15 protein-coding genes and 1 pseudogene are annotated in these 19,751 nt (G+C 41.9%); 7 read left to right on the top strand and 9 right to left on the bottom strand.

The annotated features are described in order from the left end of the window. Positions 1-16 precede the first annotated feature (16 nt). The 4 genes from JWG44_RS08910 to JWG44_RS08895 form a co-directional block, all read right to left on the bottom strand. Complete coding sequence (locus tag JWG44_RS08910; RefSeq protein ID WP_205274602.1) at positions 17-406, bottom strand: hypothetical protein; 390 nt, start codon at positions 404-406, stop codon at positions 17-19. 90 nt (positions 407-496) lie between these two features. Then, positions 497-1,270, bottom strand: coding sequence for a ribonuclease H-like domain-containing protein (locus JWG44_RS08905; protein WP_205274601.1), 774 nt, complete (start codon positions 1,268-1,270; stop codon positions 497-499). Then, a complete protein-coding gene (locus tag JWG44_RS08900; protein WP_205274600.1) occupies positions 1,271-3,019 on the bottom strand; it encodes an apolipoprotein N-acyltransferase in 1,749 nt (582 codons plus the stop codon). Continuing rightward, the gene (locus tag JWG44_RS08895) at positions 3,019-4,071 is read right to left on the bottom strand and encodes a lipase secretion chaperone (protein WP_205274599.1); all 1,053 of its coding nucleotides are present in this window, start codon (positions 4,069-4,071) and stop codon (positions 3,019-3,021) included. Before JWG44_RS08895 ends, JWG44_RS08900 begins: the two co-directional genes overlap by 1 nt. Positions 4,072-4,158: 87 nt before the next feature. On the opposite strand from JWG44_RS08895, the gene JWG44_RS08890 reads away from it, so the two are divergent. Continuing rightward, positions 4,159-5,181: an NAD(P)-dependent oxidoreductase gene (locus JWG44_RS08890; RefSeq protein WP_205274598.1), complete on the top strand. Its 1,023-nt coding sequence runs from the start codon at positions 4,159-4,161 to the stop codon at positions 5,179-5,181. Positions 5,182-5,544: 363 nt separating this feature from the next. On the opposite strand, the gene JWG44_RS08885 is transcribed toward JWG44_RS08890, so the two are convergent. Together JWG44_RS08885 and JWG44_RS08880 are read right to left on the bottom strand one after the other, a co-directional pair. Next, positions 5,545-6,375 carry an Fpg/Nei family DNA glycosylase gene (locus JWG44_RS08885; RefSeq protein ID WP_205274597.1) on the bottom strand — a complete coding sequence of 277 codons (831 nt, stop codon included), beginning with the start codon at positions 6,373-6,375 and terminating at the stop codon, positions 5,545-5,547. An 83-nt stretch (positions 6,376-6,458) separates the two neighbouring features. Continuing rightward, positions 6,459-6,815, bottom strand: a pseudogene (locus JWG44_RS08880) (radical SAM protein); the annotation flags it as partial. 285 nt (positions 6,816-7,100) lie between these two features. Between JWG44_RS08880 and JWG44_RS08875 the strand changes: the two are divergent. Next, positions 7,101-7,658, top strand: coding sequence for an acyl-CoA thioesterase (locus tag JWG44_RS08875; RefSeq protein ID WP_232371569.1), 558 nt, complete (start codon positions 7,101-7,103; stop codon positions 7,656-7,658). 19 nt (positions 7,659-7,677) lie between these two features. Next, positions 7,678-8,187, top strand: a complete 510-nt coding sequence (locus tag JWG44_RS08870; protein WP_205274596.1) for a MarR family winged helix-turn-helix transcriptional regulator — start codon at positions 7,678-7,680, stop codon at positions 8,185-8,187. Positions 8,188-8,206: 19 nt separating this feature from the next. Here JWG44_RS08870 and JWG44_RS08865 read toward each other — a convergent pair whose 3' ends face one another. Continuing rightward, positions 8,207-11,707, bottom strand: a complete 3,501-nt coding sequence (locus tag JWG44_RS08865) for a response regulator (protein WP_205274595.1) — start codon at positions 11,705-11,707, stop codon at positions 8,207-8,209. Positions 11,708-12,190: 483 nt separating this feature from the next. Between JWG44_RS08865 and JWG44_RS08860 the strand changes: the two genes are divergently transcribed. Next, positions 12,191-14,572 (top strand): PAS domain-containing sensor histidine kinase, encoded by a 2,382-nt coding sequence (locus JWG44_RS08860; protein ID WP_205274594.1) that lies wholly within the window; start codon positions 12,191-12,193, stop codon positions 14,570-14,572. A 397-nt stretch (positions 14,573-14,969) separates the two neighbouring features. On the opposite strand, the gene JWG44_RS08855 is transcribed toward JWG44_RS08860, so the two are convergent. Then, a complete protein-coding gene (locus tag JWG44_RS08855) occupies positions 14,970-15,647 on the bottom strand; it encodes a flagellar filament outer layer protein FlaA (protein ID WP_205274593.1) in 678 nt (225 codons plus the stop codon). Between the two features lie 86 nt (positions 15,648-15,733). On the opposite strand from JWG44_RS08855, the gene ompL47 reads away from it, so the two are divergent. From ompL47 to dinB, 3 genes are all read left to right on the top strand, one after another. Then, on the top strand, positions 15,734-16,822 hold the full coding sequence (gene ompL47 / locus JWG44_RS08850) for a multi-beta-barrel domain surface protein OmpL47 (protein ID WP_205274592.1): 1,089 nt from the start codon (positions 15,734-15,736) through the stop codon (positions 16,820-16,822). A gap of 93 nt (positions 16,823-16,915) precedes the next feature. Next, a complete protein-coding gene (locus JWG44_RS08845) occupies positions 16,916-17,647 on the top strand; it encodes a ComF family protein (protein WP_205274591.1) in 732 nt (243 codons plus the stop codon). 49 nt (positions 17,648-17,696) lie between these two features. Beyond that, positions 17,697-18,785: a DNA polymerase IV gene (gene dinB, locus JWG44_RS08840; protein ID WP_205274590.1), complete on the top strand. Its 1,089-nt coding sequence runs from the start codon at positions 17,697-17,699 to the stop codon at positions 18,783-18,785. A gap of 9 nt (positions 18,786-18,794) precedes the next feature. On the opposite strand, the gene JWG44_RS08835 is transcribed toward dinB, so the two are convergent. Beyond that, positions 18,795-19,748: a hypothetical protein gene (locus JWG44_RS08835; protein ID WP_205274589.1), complete on the bottom strand. Its 954-nt coding sequence runs from the start codon at positions 19,746-19,748 to the stop codon at positions 18,795-18,797. Positions 19,749-19,751: the final 3 nt, after the last annotated feature.

Below are 19,751 nucleotides of genomic sequence, written 5' to 3'. Positions count from 1 at the left end.
TTCTTTTGTTAGAAAATCAGATTATTTTTTCGATAGCGAGATGTCTTAAAAATAAATAGAGCGAAAAGTAGATAAAAAATAAGAATCCTGAATAAAGGAAAACGGAAATCCACATTCGTATCCGGTCGTTTGGATTTTTCCGAAAATAAATTCTACCCAAATAACCGCTCACGACGATGACAATCGGTAACGTAGCGTTGAATATCGGCGCGACGGTCAGAATCGCATATATCCCTGCGGCCTGACTGAGACTCAGGTCGATTATGCCGAATTCTTCCGCTAAAGCTTCCAGGATCGATATGACCGGAAGTAGGGGATACAATCCGATCGTAAAAACGCTCATAAACAATGAGAATAAAGCGAATAAATAATAAAGTTCCAAGGATACGCCTAATAACGATAACATTCAATTTTCCTAAAGTTGAATCGGAAATTTTAGAATGGTTTCTATCTTATAAGGTAGGCTGCCGTTCCAGGAATTAAATTTCAAAATTTCTTAAAATCGGAAGTCTCCCGGTTCTCGAATGATCTCTCCGTAGAACGGAGTTTCTTTGATTTTTAAATTGTATCCTTTGATAAATAAGATTTCAAGATTCACCGTATCTTCCCGGTTGTAACCTTCCAAAATTCTCAGAGCTTCCGTATCGTCGTAATCGACATACTGTCTCCAGAGTTTGACCGCGTCTGCGCCGTTGATTGCGGCTTCTTCCGGTCTGCTGATCCCTAAGGTTTTTTCACAACCTTTGAGTCCGCCCTTGATTCCCAAGGATCTTAAGAAAAACATAATATCGATGTGGTTGTTCCGGAAACGAACGTTAAATTCCCTTTCTAAAAAGGGAACGTCAAAAGCGATTCCGTTGTATGTGACGAAAATTCGATCGGGACTTACGTTGTCCAAAAAAAAATCAAGATTGAATCCTCGAGTGTAAGCCTTGTATTCAGTGCCGTCGTAAGTGCCGATCATTGTGGTTCTGTCCTCGTTCGCCAAACCGGTCGTTTCTATGTCAAGATAGAGCAGCTTTTCACGGATGATAGGAAACAGTCTCCAATGATGTTTTGCGGAAAGAACGTGGAAGAAGTAAAAAAAATTCTCCCGTTCCAATTCCTTTTTAGAAAATTCTAATGCGTCCAAGATGAGATTTTTGATCGGAATTGATCCCGTTTTTAAATGATCCTTTAGATCTTTCCAGTTAAGAATTCCCTTTTCCCAGAGATTTTTTTCCTCGACCGAATCTATCCCCGGTAAATGACAAAACGTATGCTCGAGCATTCAAATTTTCCTTCCGCTTCGAAAAACAATCATTAAACGAAGTAGAATAACGAACGCACATCCTATCCAAAGAAATGAATTTCCTATTTTTGTATATAGAGTCGCCTTGGACGGGTTGAGCTGAATTACAAACGTTCGGATCGCTGTTTCATGAAAGCCTATCGGTTGAATCAAAGAAATTCCTCTCGAATCCCAAACGTCCGTAATTCCCGAAACCGTAGAACGAATCATCGGAATTCCCGTTTCTATCGCACGCAAACGAACGGTCCCGGAATGTTGATTGGCTTCCAGTTCGGAATCAAACCAGGAATCGTTTGTGAGATTGACCAAAAGATCGGGACGTTCTTGGGAATTAAAATAATCGAGCACAAGATCCGTAAACATCGCTTCGTAACACAACAAAGGAAGAATCGAATAAGAATATTCTAAATTATTAATTTTATCGGATTGTATTTTTGGAGAATCAAAATCGGTTCTTATCGCGTCCGGAGCGCCGATTTGAGCAAGATCTCGTCTATTCGGAGGAGAAACCCGCGATCTGTTTTTTGCGATGGTTCCGGTTAGAAGTTTCGGAGAAACTCCCGGAACGTATCGAGAGGTTTCCCGAAAAACGTTTCTTAAAAGCGGAAACTCCGATTCGAAAGGAAGATATTCTCCGAAAGCCAAAAGCCTTCTTTTATTATAACGTTCAGTGATTCCGTCCAAGTTTTTGAAAAGGCTGATCTGATTTCTCAATTTACCTTCTTCCATATTCAATTCGTTAAAAAGAACGTCCGCACCGGTTTGTTTGGAAAGATAAAGAACAACCCCTTCCATCGTGGAAGAATAAATGTGTTCGTTCTTATTTTCTTCGGAGTGAATCGTTCCGTGAAACGGTATCGCCGATTCAGGAAGAATGATAAGCGAAGGAGATTTTTCGGAAGCCATACTTCCTTGAAGCGAGAGGGAAAGAATTTTGCTCATCGTGCTTGCAAGAAAGATTTCGTCGGTTTGAAGATTCTTTGTTCCGGGAGAAGTATCAGGTTGGATCATCACAACCGAAAGGTTTTTTGTTTCTCCTTCGGCGATCGAATCGGAAACGAATCCGATCTTATACAAACCGAAAATATAAACGACGGCGATAAGTAGAAGTGAAACGATCGCGATCTTAAATTCCTTTTCCTTTCGATCCTTAAAATGAGCGATCAAAACCATCAGAGTGGAGGAGATAAAAAGTAAAAGGAAACTCAATCCGTAAATTCCGAGAACGGATGCGAACTGTTCGAATACGATCGAACCGGAAACGAGATTTCCCCAATACCAAGGAAAAATCTGATATGTGATCAGATCCGAGAGTGTGCCCGCGGCAGGGAACAAAAGTAAAATCCACGGTTTGGAAGAATTTTGAATATTAGAAAAACGGAATAGAACATAGAAAGGAACAAATTTGATATGCGAAATCAAACCGTAAAAAAGAAAAAAAAGAAAGGAAACCGTAGGTCCGGCGCCGGAGATACGAGAAACCGATCCCGGAATCCAAAAAAAAGTGGTAAAGTTTAAAATTTGGGAGAGAAGCAAAAGCCAAAGAACGGCGCGGATCGGAGATTCTCGGTTGAGGGAAAAAAATAAGGAAAGTGTTGAAACGGAAGCTACGATTCCCGCGCTGAGAAAGGAAAAAGGGGAAAGTCCTAAAAGAACGCCGAATCCGACTCCAAAACAAAGAAGGAGCCGGTAACGAAATGAATCTAAGGGAATGAATCGATAAAACATCAATTTTGATTTTTCTTTAGTTCCTCTTCATACTTAAGTCTTCTTGAATATTCTTCAGCTTCTTCTTTTCCGAGATTTTTGATGCGGATTTCCATAAGAGCTTTTTCTCTCGCCTCGCCTTTTACGTTCGAATTTTTCTGAAGCCAATCGGATTCTTCGGTATGAGTTTGTTTTTCCTTTTTTTCTCTTTCTTCGATTTCCTTATAAACGGCGTCCATACGGTCGGCTCCGTCCTTTCCGAAATACTTTTCCCGAATCGCCCTTGTTTTACCGTTTTTATCGGAAAGATTCATCTTTTCCAATTCCTTATCTCTTAAGAACATTTCGGTTTCGTAGGTATTGTATTTCGGCTCCCGAGTTTTAACGGTATTATAATATTGACCGTAGACGTTTTTTCTATAATCTTCGTATCGTTCCATTCTTTTATCGCCGCTGAGAGACTCGGTGTCTTTTAAAAACCCGCTCAAAGAATCCTGATACGTTTCCTCGGCTTCTTCCAAACCGAAGATCAGCTTTGCGTCGTTATCCGAGAAAATCTCCCTTCTTTTCTTTTTGACGAGCTCGTATTTTTCAGCGCGGCTGAGTTTATCAGGAAGTTCGAATTCTCTCATCGTGGTTTCGTATCTCAAGTAGCCCGAAAAAAGTTTCATCAGATAATCTGCGTCTTTACCGGAGTAGTGATCCGCGATAAACGCGCGAATGATTTCGTTACACTGTTCGTAAACGGTGTTCTCTGGACATTGTCTACGGAGCGCCCAGAGTTCGGAGACAAGATTGACTTCTCCGGTTGCAGCGTATTGCATGAGTTCGTCGAAGGTCAGCCAATTGCCGTTCTCGTCAAAAATTCTTCTGGAAGTATCCACGACGGCCTGGTTTAAAATCCATTCTCCCGATTCCGATCTTTGAAGAGTGAATTCTGTTTGAGAATCCGAAGAGCCGCTTTTGGAGCCGGCACCTCCGCTAAAAAAAACGAACCAGACCAACGCGATGAGAATCACGGAGATCAAAACGATGACTGCTGGGAATGTAATTCTTTCCTGGAGAGATTTCATGGACCTGTGATTCTCGAAGAATTCTTTCTCAAGGCAAACCTTTTTTGTTTTTTCTGAAAAAGAGGGTTCGGATGAAATGACAAAGTAGTGCAACAGAAAAGACCGATTCTCTATTACCCGGAAGGGACGACGGGAGCGAAGCAGATTTTCTCCCGTTTGGAAAGATTGGATATCCGTTCTTACGTTCCCGATCAGATCTTGGAATTATACAAAGAGTCGCCGGAGATTCTCATCGCGAACACAAGGTTGAAAATAAACGGGGACACAATTCGGAAATATCCGACGGTAAGAATTTTTGCAACCGTGAGTTCCGGTACGGATCACGTGGATTTTGCGGCTCTCAAAGAGACGGGAAGAATTTTTTTGAACGCTCCCGGTTGTAACGCGGGTTCTGTAGCCGAATATTGTTTTGCGGGACTCAGGAGCCGATTTTCGGTAGAAAAACTCAAAGGACTTAGGGTGGGAATGATCGGGCACGGTTATACCGGAAAAGAATTTCATAAAATTCTAAAGTCATTTGAAATCGAATCCGTATTTTACGATCCGTTTTACAAGGCGGAATCTTCTCCTTTGAAGGAGGTTTTGAGTTCCGATATCGTAAGTTATCACGTTCCTCTGACGAAGGAAGGTCAGGAACCGACTTTTAGGATGATTACGGAATCGTTGATCGATTCTTTCAGACTTCAAACCGTCCTAATCAATACGAGTCGCGGAGAAATTTTTACTTCGGAAGCGTTCGCAAAATTAATGGAAAGAAAAGATATATTCAAAATATTGGATGTGTTTGATCCGGAACCTCCCACGGAAGAATTCGGAGCCTTTCTCGCTCGTGCGGAAAATTCAGTTTTTACTCCTCATATCGCCGGTTATAGTCAGATAGGAAGAATGAGCGGAACCCATCGTGTCGCAGAAAAATTGTCGATTCTTTACGAGGATCGACCTTTGCCGCCGCTTGAAAATTTTTTGGAAACAAAGGGAGAATTCAAAACCGAAACTTTTCTATTGGAGGAGGATCGTCTTTTGAGGGAATCTTGGAAGAACGGAGATTTTGGCTATTTCGAAAAAAGAAGAAATTCTTATCCGATACGATTGGACTGGGGATTGTTTTGAGGATTTTCTATTCTCTTTTTGGAGACTCTTTTCAAGGTAGATCGATCGTAGATCGTATCGGGTGTGGCTTTGGGGCCGTTATCCTCTGCAATTAAAATTTTACGTTGATACTTTGTAGGGACAAGTTTGAGTTTTGACTGGATTTGGTTTTCAAAAAAAACTTCCGAACTTTTTCAAAGGACTCTTCTTAAAATTTTTTCCGAAACAGAAAAATTCATCGTTTAGAATATTCTGTTAAAATTGTAATGAAAACGATGGAGTTCCCACACATTCCGTCTCTTCGGCAGTTTTTGAACTTTCTACAAAGTTTCTTGTCGATAAATTTTATTGGAGTTCCCACATTTTAAGGTTTCGGAAGAATTCTTACTGATTCCCCCAATCGATAAACTGTTGTCCCTTTGCCTTCTGACAGTTCGGACAAAAAAAGGAATCGTAACCTAACACGTTCGCCCTGCGGATCGTAGTTCCGCAGACGGGGCAGGGTTCGTTTTTTCGATTTCTGACTTTGACGTGTTCCCTTACCTTTACTTCCAAGGGAGCGTTTTTTTTTCGGATAAAATCGATCGAAGTGGAAAGAACTTCTTTGATACTTTTATAGAGTAAGGATTTGTCTTCGGGAGAGAGTTGGTTACACGGAGTTTTTGGGTGAATCTTCGCGGCAAAAAGAATCTCGTCCGCATAAGCATTTCCTAATGCGCTCAGTTTGGTCTGATCCATCAAAAAGACCCTCGTTTGTTTTCGGCTTTTATCCATCAGTTTTAGAAAGAGAGATTCGGTGAATTCTTCCGAAAGAAGATCGACTCCCTGTTCTTTGTATTTCGGGATTTGCCCCAATTCTTCGGGCTTGAGAAAATAAACCTTTCCCATTCTTGTGTCGTCCATATAATTCAGGACCGGTCCGTCCGTAAAGATTCTAACACAAAGATCCTTTCGTTTGTATTTCGGATCCAAGGAAAATCTGCCCGACAACATCGGATGAATCACAATATTCATTTTTTCGAATACGAAATTGAGAAAGGGGCCGTTTCTTTCTATTTTCCGAAAAACCTCGCCCTGAAAAAAACTTTCAATCGCGCCTCCGGTAAGATCGCGGACGACGATCGGATCTATGATCTCGATGGATTTTATTTTTCGATCGATCAATTCCGGGATAAGTCTTTCTTGAATGATCACCAGATCCGGCAGTTCGGGCATATCTACGATCGGATTCTATATTTTACTTTCGTCAAGAAGATGTTAGTTCTCCGGTTTACACATCCTAAAAATGGAAAGGAGTTTTAATTGAGTTTGAAGATTCCTTTTTGTAATCCGTATTTCGCGCACAACTCGTTTGTTTTTTCTCTGAGCGCGGTTTGGTAATACGCCGGCAGTTCATATCCCTGAGAAAAGAATTTTCTATATTTGTCGATCAGACGGGGAAATTCTTTTTCGATCGTTTTGAAGAATAGGGATTTGTTATCGGAAGAATATTCTCCGCCAAAAAGAGTAAGGCTCGCGGGAAAAATATATTTGATACCCGTGTCGCGAAACGTCCGGAACATAAATTCCAAATTTTCACCGGTATCGGAAATGTGAGGGAGTAGGGGCATCAAACTCATTCCGCTGAATAATCCGTGTGTAAGAGTTTCTTTCAGTTCAATTTTACTCGGATCGGCTCTCGGTCCTTTGTAAGTTACAGTTTAGTTCTTAAAACCGGTTCGTTTTTTGAGTTCAAATCCGATGGAAACCTTTTTTTTGCGTCCCTATATCCTTGTTCCGACAAACGATTTCGTCGTAAAATGGCTAAAAAACAGGAATCAAGGCTCATATTCTTCAGCCTAAAGAATGAATTCTCCCGTAGGTTTTTGAGTTTTTCAAAAACCGGTTGACAGGATTTTACCATTGTGTGCAAATACACATGTGTGAATACATGTATGTATATGCACAGAAAAGTTTTGGAGGCTTTTATGCTTTCTACATTGGAAAAAACTGAATTATCTCCTTCCGGGCTTTATCGAATCCGTTTTCAGGATTGTGATCCTTTCGGGCACCTCAACAACGCTCGTTATATGGATTACTTCTTAGAAGCGAGGGAAGATCACCTGAGAGATTCTTACGGATTCGATTTGTTCGAACATTCGTCAAGAGAAGGGAAATCCTGGGTCGTGACTCGGACTCAAATCGCTTATATCGAACCGGCGAAACAAAACGATCTCGTTCATATCGTTACAAGATTGGTTTCGAGGAGCGACGGAGGCATTCGAAACGAAGATTTGATGTATGATCAAGCCGGAAAAAAATTAAAGGCTTTGATATGGATTGATTTTGCTTTTATCGATCTTAAAAGAGGAAGGCCGACCCGGCATGGAGAGGAGTTGACTCGGTTTTTTGATTCGGTTCTCTATACGGATTCCGGTTTACAAAGCGGAAATTTTGAAGAGCGTGTTCGTGAGATGAGGCGGACTATGGCTCCGGGATTGGAAGCCGTTCTCGTTTAAATTTATTTCGGAGAATTTTATGGTCAAGAAGGCGGAATCGACGGTTTTGAAAAAGAGTTCAAAGAAAGAATCTTTAAATCCGACCCGCGACGAACTTTTGACCGTAGGTCTGGGATGTCTCAACTTCAATTTGAAAAGGGCGTCCCGGGCCATCGCTCAATACTTTGATCACGTCTTGGATCCCGTCGGTCTGACATCGGCTCGTTTTAACATTCTTATGACTTTGGGAACAACTGAAGGTATGGAATTAGCCCCTATGGCTGAACTCCTTGTTTTGGATCGAACCACTCTTCTTCGAAATTTGGACCCCTTGGAAACGTTAGGTTACGTCAAAGACATTCCATCGGAGAATAAAAGGGCGAGAAAGGTGGCGCTTACGGAAAAAGGTTGGGAAACCCTTCGAATTGCTTATCCCGTTTGGAAAGAGGCTCACGATCACGTCGTTCAAAATCTCGGAATTCCGGAATGGAAATCCATCATCAAAGGTCTTAGAACGATTTCCAAAAAAAGAATATTCGAAAATTCTTAATTATTATTTTTCCTGTTTTCTAAGCCAGCCATTTCAGGATGACTTTTGTAAAATCCGCTTGTATCGCGGGTTTGCTTACGTAGTCGTCCATTCCAGCTTCGATACACTTTTCCCTTTCTCCGGATACGATTCCCGCAGTGAGTGCGATGATCGGAACTCTTCTTTCGATTTCCAAACCTCGAATCGCGATCGTCGCTTCGTATCCGTTCATATCCGGCATCTGGATGTCCATAAAAATCAAATCCGGTATCGACTTTAAATTTTGTTCCACTGCTTCGAGTCCGTTGCCGGCTTCGATGATCTTTGCAGCGGGGATAATTCTCGCGATGATACTTTTTGTGAGAAGCATGTTGACCGGATTGTCCTCAGCTATCAATATTTTTACGGCTTTTCGAATCGCAGGGGTAGTTTCTCCAGTTTTGATTTCGTTTTTTCGCATCCGAGGTTTTTTAAGAATTTGGTTTCTTCCGATCAAATCATAGAATTCGCGGATATAAACCGGCTTTGTGATCACTTCTTGAATTTCGACCTTTTGAGATTCTTCGATCGTGTCCGAATCGTCGGAGGCGCTACTCAGTAGGATGATCGGTTGTTCTTCGGCGGGAACTTTGAGTTTTTGACGAATGATTTTTGCGGTTTCCATTCCGTCCATCAACGGCATGTGATAATCCAGCAAGATAAAATCGTATCTGCTTCCCGAAGCGATTTTTTCGATCGCCTCCGTTCCGCTTTTTGCGAGTTCGCAGGGAATATTAGATAAATTTAACATTTCCTCCAAAATTTTAAGGTTGGTATCGTTATCGTCCACGATCAATATATTTTTTACGGTTTCGAATCGCGGCCATCTTTGCGTCTGATCCGATTCCAGATTTTCCATCTTGAGGTCGAAAAAAAATATACTTCCGGTTCCGATGTTACTTTCCAATTCCAATTTACTTTTCATCATCGCAAGAATTTGATTGGAGATGGTAAGACCCAAACCCGTTCCGCCGAACCTTCTAGTTGTGGAAGCGTCTTCCTGGGAAAATGCGTCGAAAATTTTCCTCTGATTTTCCTTTGCGATTCCGATTCCGGTATCACGGACTGAAAATCGAATCAAGGATTCGGTTTTGGATATTTCCTTGAGAACTTCGATTTTAAATTCGATTTCTCCTTCTTCGGTGAATTTGATCGCGTTACTGAAAAGATTTACGAGGATCTGTTTTAATCGAATATTGTCCGTGTTTACGAACTTCGGAACCGAAGGCGATATGTTCACGAGCAATTCTAAATTCTTTTTATGAGCCTGAAACTTGATCGTGTTTACGACTTGACTTCCCAATTCCCAAATGTCGATCATTTCAGGGGAAAGTTCCAATTTTCCCGCTTCAATTTTAGAAAAATCTAATATATCATTGATGACGTCGAGTAACGATCCCGCCGATTGATAGACTGTCATCATATATTGGTGTTGGGTCGCGTCCAAGTTTGTTCTGAGTAATAAGTCAGTAAATCCGATGATTCCGTTGAGGGGAGTTCTAATTTCGTGACTCATATTCGCTAAAAATTCGGATTTTGCGCTGCTTGCCCTTTCCGCGACCACCTTAGCTTTTTTGAGTTCTTCCCTTTGTATGCAGCTTTCGGTGATATCCTGCGTGAACATCATGATCCCGCCGATCGTTCCATCCAATTGATACCAAGGCCGGACCTCCCATCTCAGATATTGATCCTGATCCCAACCCGCCGGTCTCCATACGTCCTCATCGTTTTTGAGAACCTCTCCGGAAAGACATCTCTGATGCGTTTCTTTCCATTCTTGAGATATATTTGGAAATACCTCGTAGTGTGATAAGCCGAGGATATCTCTTCCTTGAAGATGGTATTCTGCGAGCCATCTTTCGCTCACGGCGATGTATCTGATTTCTGTGTCGAGCATCGCAACCGCCGCCGGTGCGTGTTCGACGAAAGCTAATAGTCTCGACCTTTCTTTAAAGAGTGCGATCTCGGTTTTTTTTCTTTCGTCGATATCGTATAACGCGCCGTAGATTCTCGTACAAACTTCGTTTTCAAATTCCCCGTTGGCGACGGAACGCACCCAGAGTTCGTTCCCTTTTGCGGTTACAAGTTGCATTTCAACGTCGTAAGGAATTCCTTCCGTGACGAGTTTTTGAATCGCTTCGCTGATTTTGGTTCTACTTTCACCTTCTTTTACGAATTGGAGTCCGTTCTCCATCGTAGGAATAAAATCCGGCGGTACCTCGTGCATCTCTTTTGTGACCGCCGACCAAGTGCCGATTCCCGTTTTTAAGTCTGCGTCCCAGGCTCCGATTCGAACGAGTCTGCTGGTTTGTTCTAAAAGTCCCTTTGCTTTGATCAACTCGCTTTCAAAATTCTTGCTTTCAGTGATGTCGTAAGTAAGGATCATCACCGAGTAATCCGGGAGATCTAAAGGTATTGCCGTCACCTTTGTCCAGATAACCGATTCGTCCTCGATTTGAATTCCTACGATTTCGTCTTTGATTACGTCTTTTTTAGTTCTTGCCCTATAACTCGGAAGTTCGGCCTGGGTATAACGCGATCCGTCAGCTTTGTAGTATATTCTATTTTTATAATACCCCTTTGTCAGGTTTTCGCCGCTGAGTAAAAGTATTCGTTCCAATGCCGGATTGATTTTGACCACTTCGTGATTATGATTTAATAAGGTTACGCCGATTGGAAGAGATTCTAACAAAGTATTCAGTTCGATTTCGCTTTTTTGCAAAAGTTCGGTCGTTTGTTTGATCGAAGTGATGTCGTTTACAATTACAAAAAAGCCGCAGAGTCTGCCGTCTTTTAGATCGGGAATGTAATGAGCGATCGTATCCTTAGCGGATTTACCGTCCGGCATCGGGATTTTTCTTTCAAAACTCTGGGCTTCTCCTTGGAGAACCTTTTCGATGTAAGGAAGATTTTTTTTATAAAGAGAATCCCCTAATACTTCTCTGATATGTTTTCCTGAAATCTGCTGCGGCAAAATTCCAAACCATTCAAGGTAAGCCTGATTTGCAAATCTGTTTATAAGATTGGTATCCCAGTAACCGATGAGAGCGGGGAGGGCGTCTAAAATCGATCGAAAGTAACCGTGCAGATTTTTAGAATTCTCAGAGTTTTGAATCTCTTCCGAAAGATCAATTCCACCTAATAAACGATAGGCGACTCCGCTATCGTTATATACGATCTTTAGACGGTTCTTAAATACTAAGCCTTTCTCTTTGGAGTGAAAGGAGAAATACTCTTCGTTGTCCGCGGATTTATTTTTCTCTATCGCAGACACGATTTCCGGAATTTTCCGGATAGTTTCCTCGGTTAAAATTGCGGCGGGATTTTCGATCGCTTTGTCAAAACCCAGCGTTCTTAAAAATCTTTTGTCACACCAAAAAGTTTTTCGGAATTCCAAATCTAAAATCCACAAACCGTCTAACGCTCGATTTTGAATCCAGTCAAAGAGCGCGGAATCTTTTTGAATCCATCGATGGAGTTCGTGTTCCAGAAAATTTGGCATATATGTAGATTTTGACGGATGAGAACGCCAGTATAAAGTATCGAGGATTCTATAAACGGGAGAAAAAAATCCAAGTCAAATGAAAATTAATCTTCATCTTATCCAAGACTCTTTGTTTTAATAAGTCTCGGATAGACGGGAAAGGATTTCTAAGATACGATTTCTATCCGGTTCCGTCCTGATTTTTTTGATTCCTTTTTGTTCGATTTATGTCAAAATCAAGTTGTATTACGTCCTAACCCGCGTAGAAATCTTTTTGAATCGGATAACCGAAAAATATTCCTGCCAGGATCCCGGTTTTCCCACCAATCCACCGTAACATCCGCGATAAAATGGATCCGCAAATTTAGGTAAGAATATTCAAAAAATCGAATTTACTTTCGAAAATTAAAGGATATCCTAAAAAAAATAATTTCCAATGAAATCAAGCTTTGCCTTTAAACGATTCTAGATAAAAATGGCGCCCCGAATTCCACTAAAATTATGATTCGTTTTAATATACCTTCCTTTTTAAGACGGCCGGTCTTTTCGGATGCGGAGAAAGATTTTTCCGTTCGGCTGATGTACGGAATCATGATCGCTTGTTTGGCGACGGCTCTGAGTTATCGGATTCTTCATCCCATTCTCGCGGAAAAACCGAAGTCGATTTATATCGCAGCCTATCTCATTCCACTCGCGGTTTTAGTATGTCACCTAATAGCGAAGACGGGAAGAATTTTACTCGCCGCTCATATCATGATCGGAATCGAATGGTTGGCCACTTTCGGAATTATGTTTCGGGAAGGCGCTACTCAAACGGTCGTATTTCCTTTTAGTCTTGTTTTAATTTTAATCTCCGCGCTTCTTTTAGGAACGAGGGCGGTTTATTTCTACGCAACTCTTTCGATTTCCCTGGCGGTTTTCAGCGAATATCTGATTCAGAACGGGATCATTCGTCCGGTCGAGAGTCCAAAAGGGCCTTGGTCCGTTCTTATGGGGGAAATTTCCGCGTTTATTCTCGTAGCGATATTGATGAGATATACATTGCTCGGCTTCGGCAAAGTCAAAAAGGAACTTTCGGAAATTCAACGTTATGCGAAATTGGGTGGTTGGAGTTTAAATACTCACACCTTGGAACTTACTCTCACAAAGGAGTATCAATTCCTTTTGGGGGATCAAAATGCGACCGAATCTATATACATTTCCTTTTCCTCTTTTTTAAATACTTACGTTGTGGAAGAAGATAAAACAAAACTTCTCACGATTCTCGCCGAAAGTTTAACTCATAAGGAAGATCCGAATTATACGGTGGAGTTCGTTTATCAAATCAAAAGGACCGACGATAAAAAACGTTTTCTTGCAGTGAGCGGTAGATTCTTAAATTCGTTTATTGCGTTCGGGACGGCTCAGGATATCACTGAAAAATATTTAGCCGAAGAAGCGTTACGCCCTACTCAAGAAATTTATTCCAAAGTGTTTACTTTGAGTCCGATTTCAACGACGATATCGACGGTGGAAGAGGGGCGATATATCGAAGTCAACGACAGCTTTGTGGCTCTTTTCGGTTATTCCAGAGAAGAGTCGATCGGCAGAACGAGCACCGAGTTGAACATTTGGCCGGATCCGAACGTAAGAAAGGATTATTTGGAAAGACTGAGTCGGGAAAAAATCCTTTTGGATCAGGAATTGATTCTACAAGCCAAGGATGGAAGAGTCATCCACGCAGAATGTTACAGTATGTTCGCTGAAATCAGCGGGAAACTTTGTATAATCAATCTCGTAAAGGATATCTCCGAAAAAAAAGAAGCCGAAGCTTTAAGAAGATTGAATAAGGAAATCTCCGATCAAAAAGGGCTGATCGAAAAACAGAAGCAGGACTTGGAGGAAATTCTTCAGAACTTAAAAAAAACCCAGAACCAGCTTATCGTCTCGGAAAAGATGGCCGCCTTAGGTCAGTTAGTCGCTGGGATCGCCCACGAAATCAACAATCCGATCGGGGTTATCAAAGCGGCCAACGATTCGATTCAGAATTATTTCGAAAATTCCACCGATCGTTTGTCCCGTCATTCCGACATCATTCAGAGTTTGGATATTTCGGTCTTAAAGGATCTTTTCGCTTTTTTGAACAAAGGAAAAAGAAATCAGGAAATTCTTTCTCCGAAAGAAGTCCGTTCCAGAATCAAAATACTCGAGACAAAACTCAAAGATAAAAAAATAGATAACTCACATTCGGTCGCTCAGGATTTGGTGGAATCCGGTTTGGAAAACGCGTTAGACGAATTCCCGAATCTATTCTCGGGAGAATACGTTCCGATTCTTTTAAACTTCGCGATGCAGGAGATTCAGGCCGCGAAAAGTTCCAAGTTGATCGATATGTCGGTGAACCGAACTTCGAAAGTGGTTTTCGCGCTTCGGAAATTCTCTCATTTCGGTTCGGAAGGAATCAAAACATCCGTGATTCTTCCGGAAAGTTTGGAAACGGTTCTTACGATCTATCAAAATCAATTAAAGGCGGGAGTGGAAATCCGGAAAAACTACGAGGACGTTCCGCCTATTCAGGGTTATGCGGATGATCTGATTCACGTTTGGACAAATCTTATTTATAACGCGGTTCAAGCGATGTCCTTTCGAGGTGTTCTTGAAATAACGATTCGTAGGAGCGGCGAAAACGAATTGGAAGTGGTCGTCTCCGATTCGGGGCCCGGGATTCCTCCGCAAGTTCAGGATCGAATTTTCGAACCTTTTTTTACCACAAAGGCTCAAGGAGAAGGTTCCGGTCTCGGTCTGGACATCGCGCGTAGAATTATCGAAAGCCACGGCGGTTGGATTCGTTTTGAAACCTCGTCTTCCGGAACCAAGTTTTTTGTTTCCCTTCCGATCGAGTAAACGGGGCTGGACGTTCGGATGGTCACTCGTTCGAAATTTTTGATCGAGCGGATTTTCCTCACCCTTTCTTCATCACCGATAGCAACCAAAAAAAGATTTTAGGAGTTCCTACATTCAGGGCTTTTTACTTGCAAAATTATGATTTTCTGATAAAGCAAAGTTTCCGGAATTTTTCCGCCTCCCTCCCCACCACCCGAAATTTGGGCGGGGCGCGCGATTTTTACAGAGGATTGTCGTTGTTACGACAAATTTTTCGGAAGATTCAAACAACCTTCTTCGAATTTCGTTTTAGATTCTATATTAAAAAAAAAGAATTTGTTTTCGGGAAAAATTTTGCGGATGGGAGGAAGGATCAAGAACTCAAAAACATTCTTCTTTTGTAAAAAACGGAATTCTTTCAACGGACTAAAGTTTTATCGTTCGGAAACATTCGATTCTTATCCCTTATGATTGCGAGAATGTCGTCGATCGCAAATAGATCTCTGGTTCCGCGTTTCATCTCGAAAGGCGCCTCGTAGAGAAGTCCTAAAAATTCGACGGGAGCTTGTTTTGTAAAAACGATATCGTCCTGTCTGATCTTTCTCACCACGTTGAGTTTGATTTTTTTCCATCCCTCGAAACTGAGATGCGTAATTAGTATTTTCTTAACTTCTAAAGTAGAATCTCTCAACAAAACGTAGAGCGAAGCTCCGGAACCGGAAGAATAGACGTGAAATTGGAATTCCTGAACAAAACCTCGGGTTCTCCAAGGAGATTCCCAGAGGATTTCAAAGGATTGATTTTTTTCGGCTGGCACTTCCAAAAGAAGACTTTTGGAAGAATTGCGCTCCGGACTGAGCAAAAGGGAGGACGTTCTTATGTCCGGAAAATATTCTTCGGCCAATCGTGTCTTGAGATTTTTCGTATTCCATTCTTTGGTCTCGAAATCTTCTACGACCACTTGTTTCCAAATTTCCGCAGCTGATTTTTCCTGAGCGTCCACCGGATCGGACAATTTGAAAAAAAGGAGCACCACTAAGAGAACGTAATTTTGAATCCAGGTCTTTCTTATGGAGGAGAAGGATTTTTTTTTCATAGAATCGGTTGACACGCTCCTTCCAAAGGTTTCCACTATCCGAATATCGTCAAAAAACTAATTAACCTAATTCATAGGAGTGTAAAATGAAGGGTTCTTATCTCGCAAGACTCGCAATCGCTTTTTTAATGTCCTTTTCCGTGGCTCTCGTAGCCCAGGAAGATCTGGACGAAAATTCTACCCCTCAGGCAACGACCCAAGGGCAATCAGGGGCAACCGCACCACCTGCGGCTAGCACTAAAAATGCGGGAAATACTCAAAGTGATGAAGTAAAGAATGCAGATCTTTATGTGAACTCTAAAAGTTCTTTTGAAATTTCCGCAAAAGACGATTCCAGCACAGTGGATTATATTGAATACAAGATCGGCGACGCTGATTACGCAAAGTATACTTCTCCCATTGCAATTCTGAAAGAAGGTGTAAACCGCCTTACTTACAGAGCTGTGGATAAAGCTGGAAACAAAGAACCTGCAAAGGCTCTCGTCGTAGTCGTAGACAACACCGCTCCTACCGTTAAGATCGCTCCTAGCGAAATTCTTTACAATCTCGACGGATACAATTACGGTTCTAAAAACGTAACGTACACCATCACTGCCATCGACGGTCTTTCCGGAGTGAAGGAAGTAAAGTATTCCATCAACGGCGGAGATCTGAAAACTTACGACAACCAGCCTATCAAACTTGAGAAAGCCGGCGTAAACCTGATCAAGTATTCCGCAGTGGACAATTCCGGGAATTCGACTTCGGAAGCGATTCTTGTGGTTACTCTGGACGACGTAAAACCGGAAGTTGAAATTCAAGGGAATACTCCTCTTGTGATCATCGACGGAAAAACATATTCCAGAAAAGGAAACTCTTTCACCATCAAAGCGGTGGACGGACAATCCGGAATCAAAAGAATTCTGATCAAAATGGACAATGCTACCGATTTCGTTCCTTATGCAGAATCGATCGTAATTGATTCTCAAGGTGAGCACACAATCGAAGCAAAGGCGGTTGATAATGTTGGAAACGAAAGCGAAACTAAAAAAGTGAGCTTTTCCGTGGATGTAAATCCTCCAACTACGGAAATTCGTAAAGTGGATGCGGGTTCAACCAGCAACACTCAGCCTACCGCTCAACCTGCGCCAGCGCCTGCACCGGCTCCAACAACTTCCACACCTCCCGCAAGATAAGAATTTAAAATTTTTTTCTGAAGAAGGCAAAAGCCCGGATTTTTTCCGGGCTTTTTTATTGTTTCCTCACACTTCCGAGAACCGGTTCGGTTAATGGGACTCTGGAAATTCTTAGATTTATTTCTTCCTTCTTCTTGCGAGTTTTGCGGACGTTACGATTTCTTTTCCAAAAAGATCGGGGTCTGCAAACTCTGCCATTTCGAGAACCGAAATACGGAAACGTTTGTCGGAACCGAATGTAAGATTTGCAAAGAATGGAATCTTGGAGAAGAATGTTCCTTCTGTTCTTCGAGAAATCTTTTTTTCGAAGAATTGAAGTTTCTAAAAAGTAGAACTCCGTTTTCGGCCAAGGTCGTCAACTACGTCAAGTTTCAATCGGTCTATTTGCTTTCAGTCTATCTAAGCCTTGGAATGAAAAGAGAACTCGTTTCTTGGAAAAAAATTTCCTTTTCTGGAATTATTATGATGCCATCCACGGAAACACGTTGGTATCAAAAAAAGAAAAAAAGACCTTTCGAATCCTGTGACTTTGCACTGAAAAGATTGAGAAACATTCTTCCGTTTCCTTTGATCGCGCCTGTCACAAAGATAAGCGGCGAAAAACAGGCGGGCAAAAGTTACGCAGATCGATTTATCCACGCAAGACTTGCGTTCCAAATCAAAGAGGAGTATAAAGGAAAGCTAAAGGGAAACTATCTTCTCTTGGACGACGTCTTTACGACCGGAGCTTCGGCAAACGAACTCGCGAGAATCCTTTTGGAAAACGGAGCCGACTCGGTTCGGGTGTTGACCTTGATTCGAACGGAAGGAAAAAGTGCGGTTTAAAAAATAGGTTACAAACGTTTAGTATTTTATAATTTGACCTGAGTTAAAGATGGAACCACGAAAAATCATTCATGTGGATATGGATGCCTTTTATGCTTCCGTGGAACAAAGGGATTTTCCCGAGTACAAGGGGAAACCTCTGATCGTAGGAGGTCCGCCTGGAAGCCGTTCCGTTGTGGCGGCCGCTTCTTACGAGGCGAGAAAGTTCGGCGTTCGTTCCGCGATGCCTTGTTCCAGGGCCGCTCAGTTGGCTCCGCAGGCGATTTTTGTCTTTCCGCGTTTTGAGGCCTACAAAGAAGTTTCCAGACAAATTAAGGAAATTTTCTTAGAATACACAGATCGAGTCGAGATGTTGTCCTTGGACGAAGGTTATCTGGACGTTACATTCAATAAAAAGAATATTCCTTACGCGGTTACGATCGCAAAGGAGATCCGAAGTGAAATTCTAAAACGAACCAATCTCACCGCTTCCGCCGGAGTCGGCAATTCAAAGTTTATCGCAAAGTTGGCTTCCGAAAAAAATAAACCGAACGGCCTCACGGTCGTATTGCCGGAAGACGTGATTTCGTTTATCGAACCTTTACCCGTGAGCAGTTTTCACGGAGTCGGTAAGGTGACGGCTCAAAAAATGGAAGAATTGGGAATCCGCACGGGAAAGGATCTCAGGACTAAAAGTATCGAGGAACTCGTTCAACACTTCGGTAAGATGGGAATTTATTATTATAAAATTTCGAGAGGAGAAGACGATAGAGAAGTGGAATCTTCGAGAGAACGGAAATCTCTCGGCGCCGAAATCACATTCGATCAGGATCGGATCGAAAAAGAGGATCTTTTCAACCAACTCAAATACGTCGCCGGAGAAGTGGAGCGCCGTTTGAAAAAAAGGGATTTTTCAGGCAGAACCTTAACTTTGAAAATCAAGTTTTACGATTTTACTTTAAAAACGAGATCCAAAACTCTTCCTGAAATGATTTTTTCCGCCGAGGATCTTTTCAACACATCTTCTTCTCTTTTGGAAGAATTTATGGAAACAAAGGACGGAAAACAGGTCGCAACCAAAGCGATCCGTCTTTTAGGAATCAGCCTTTCTCATCCGAATTCCGCCGAAGAAGAACCGAGCTTATTTCCATTATTCTAATATTCTTATCTACATTCTTATACCGGCGCCGAACAAAACCAAAGGTTCGGTGAACTCATACGAGTGAACGGATGCGTTCAAATAAGTTTTTCTATATTGGAAAATCAGATTAAAAAAATAGGATTGGAACTCCGCTTGTAGGCCGGTTCCGATCAAAGCGGCTCCATAGATCAATTGTCGCGAATAAATTCCGCTATTATAACTTTTGCCGACCCCTACGCCGGCCTGTGCAAACCATACGATTGAATCCGAAATCGGAATCATATATTTTAGGCTTGGTAAAAGCGAAAGTGTGGAAACGGTGAATGCCGAACCTGACGATTTACTCCCTTGATACGCGCTGGAGTTCGTATTAAAACTCTGAGACAAAGTAGATATGAAAGCCAACGTTTGATATTCGGGAGATTGATTCAAACTCGCGCTGGTCGCGATTGCTGCGAAAGGAGAAACTTCGGTATTTGGAAATAGAAAGTTGGTATGTTCTAAGGCGAGGGCAAAAGCAACGTTTGGACTGCGGCGATATTCCCCCTGCAACGCGAGGGATTGGACGTTTACCGAATATTTTTTCTCCAGATAAGGATCGATATAAAGGGCGGTCGTCACAAGATCGGTAAGAGTATAATGACGATTGAGATCCATAGGTTCGGAAACCCGGGAATTCCATTGGGACCCGATTAGAGAAAAGTAGAAATTTTTAGAATTCTTGTTATTTTGAATTTCTCCTTTTTTGATTTCGGAAACCAGAATTTTTTCAACGAGTTGTAGTTCGATTTTTTCAACGTGGCCGAATTCATCTTCGACCAATACGTGATCTTCTTTTAACGCGGTTTTTACGTTTTTTAAAACGGATCCGTTTTTTAAGATCACCGAATTCCCGAATAGCAGCTTTGGAGTGGTAACCAAGGACAAAAACAGAATCCAAGCAAGAATTCGAACGCGATATACGAAGAGAAATTTTCTCATAAA

The sequence above is a fragment of the Leptospira ainazelensis genome (genome assembly GCF_016918785.1).
Classification (GTDB): Bacteria; Spirochaetota; Leptospiria; order Leptospirales; family Leptospiraceae; genus Leptospira; species Leptospira ainazelensis.
The sequence above is the reverse complement of the archived record's forward strand: the minus strand, read 5'-3'. Positions and strand labels throughout refer to the sequence as shown.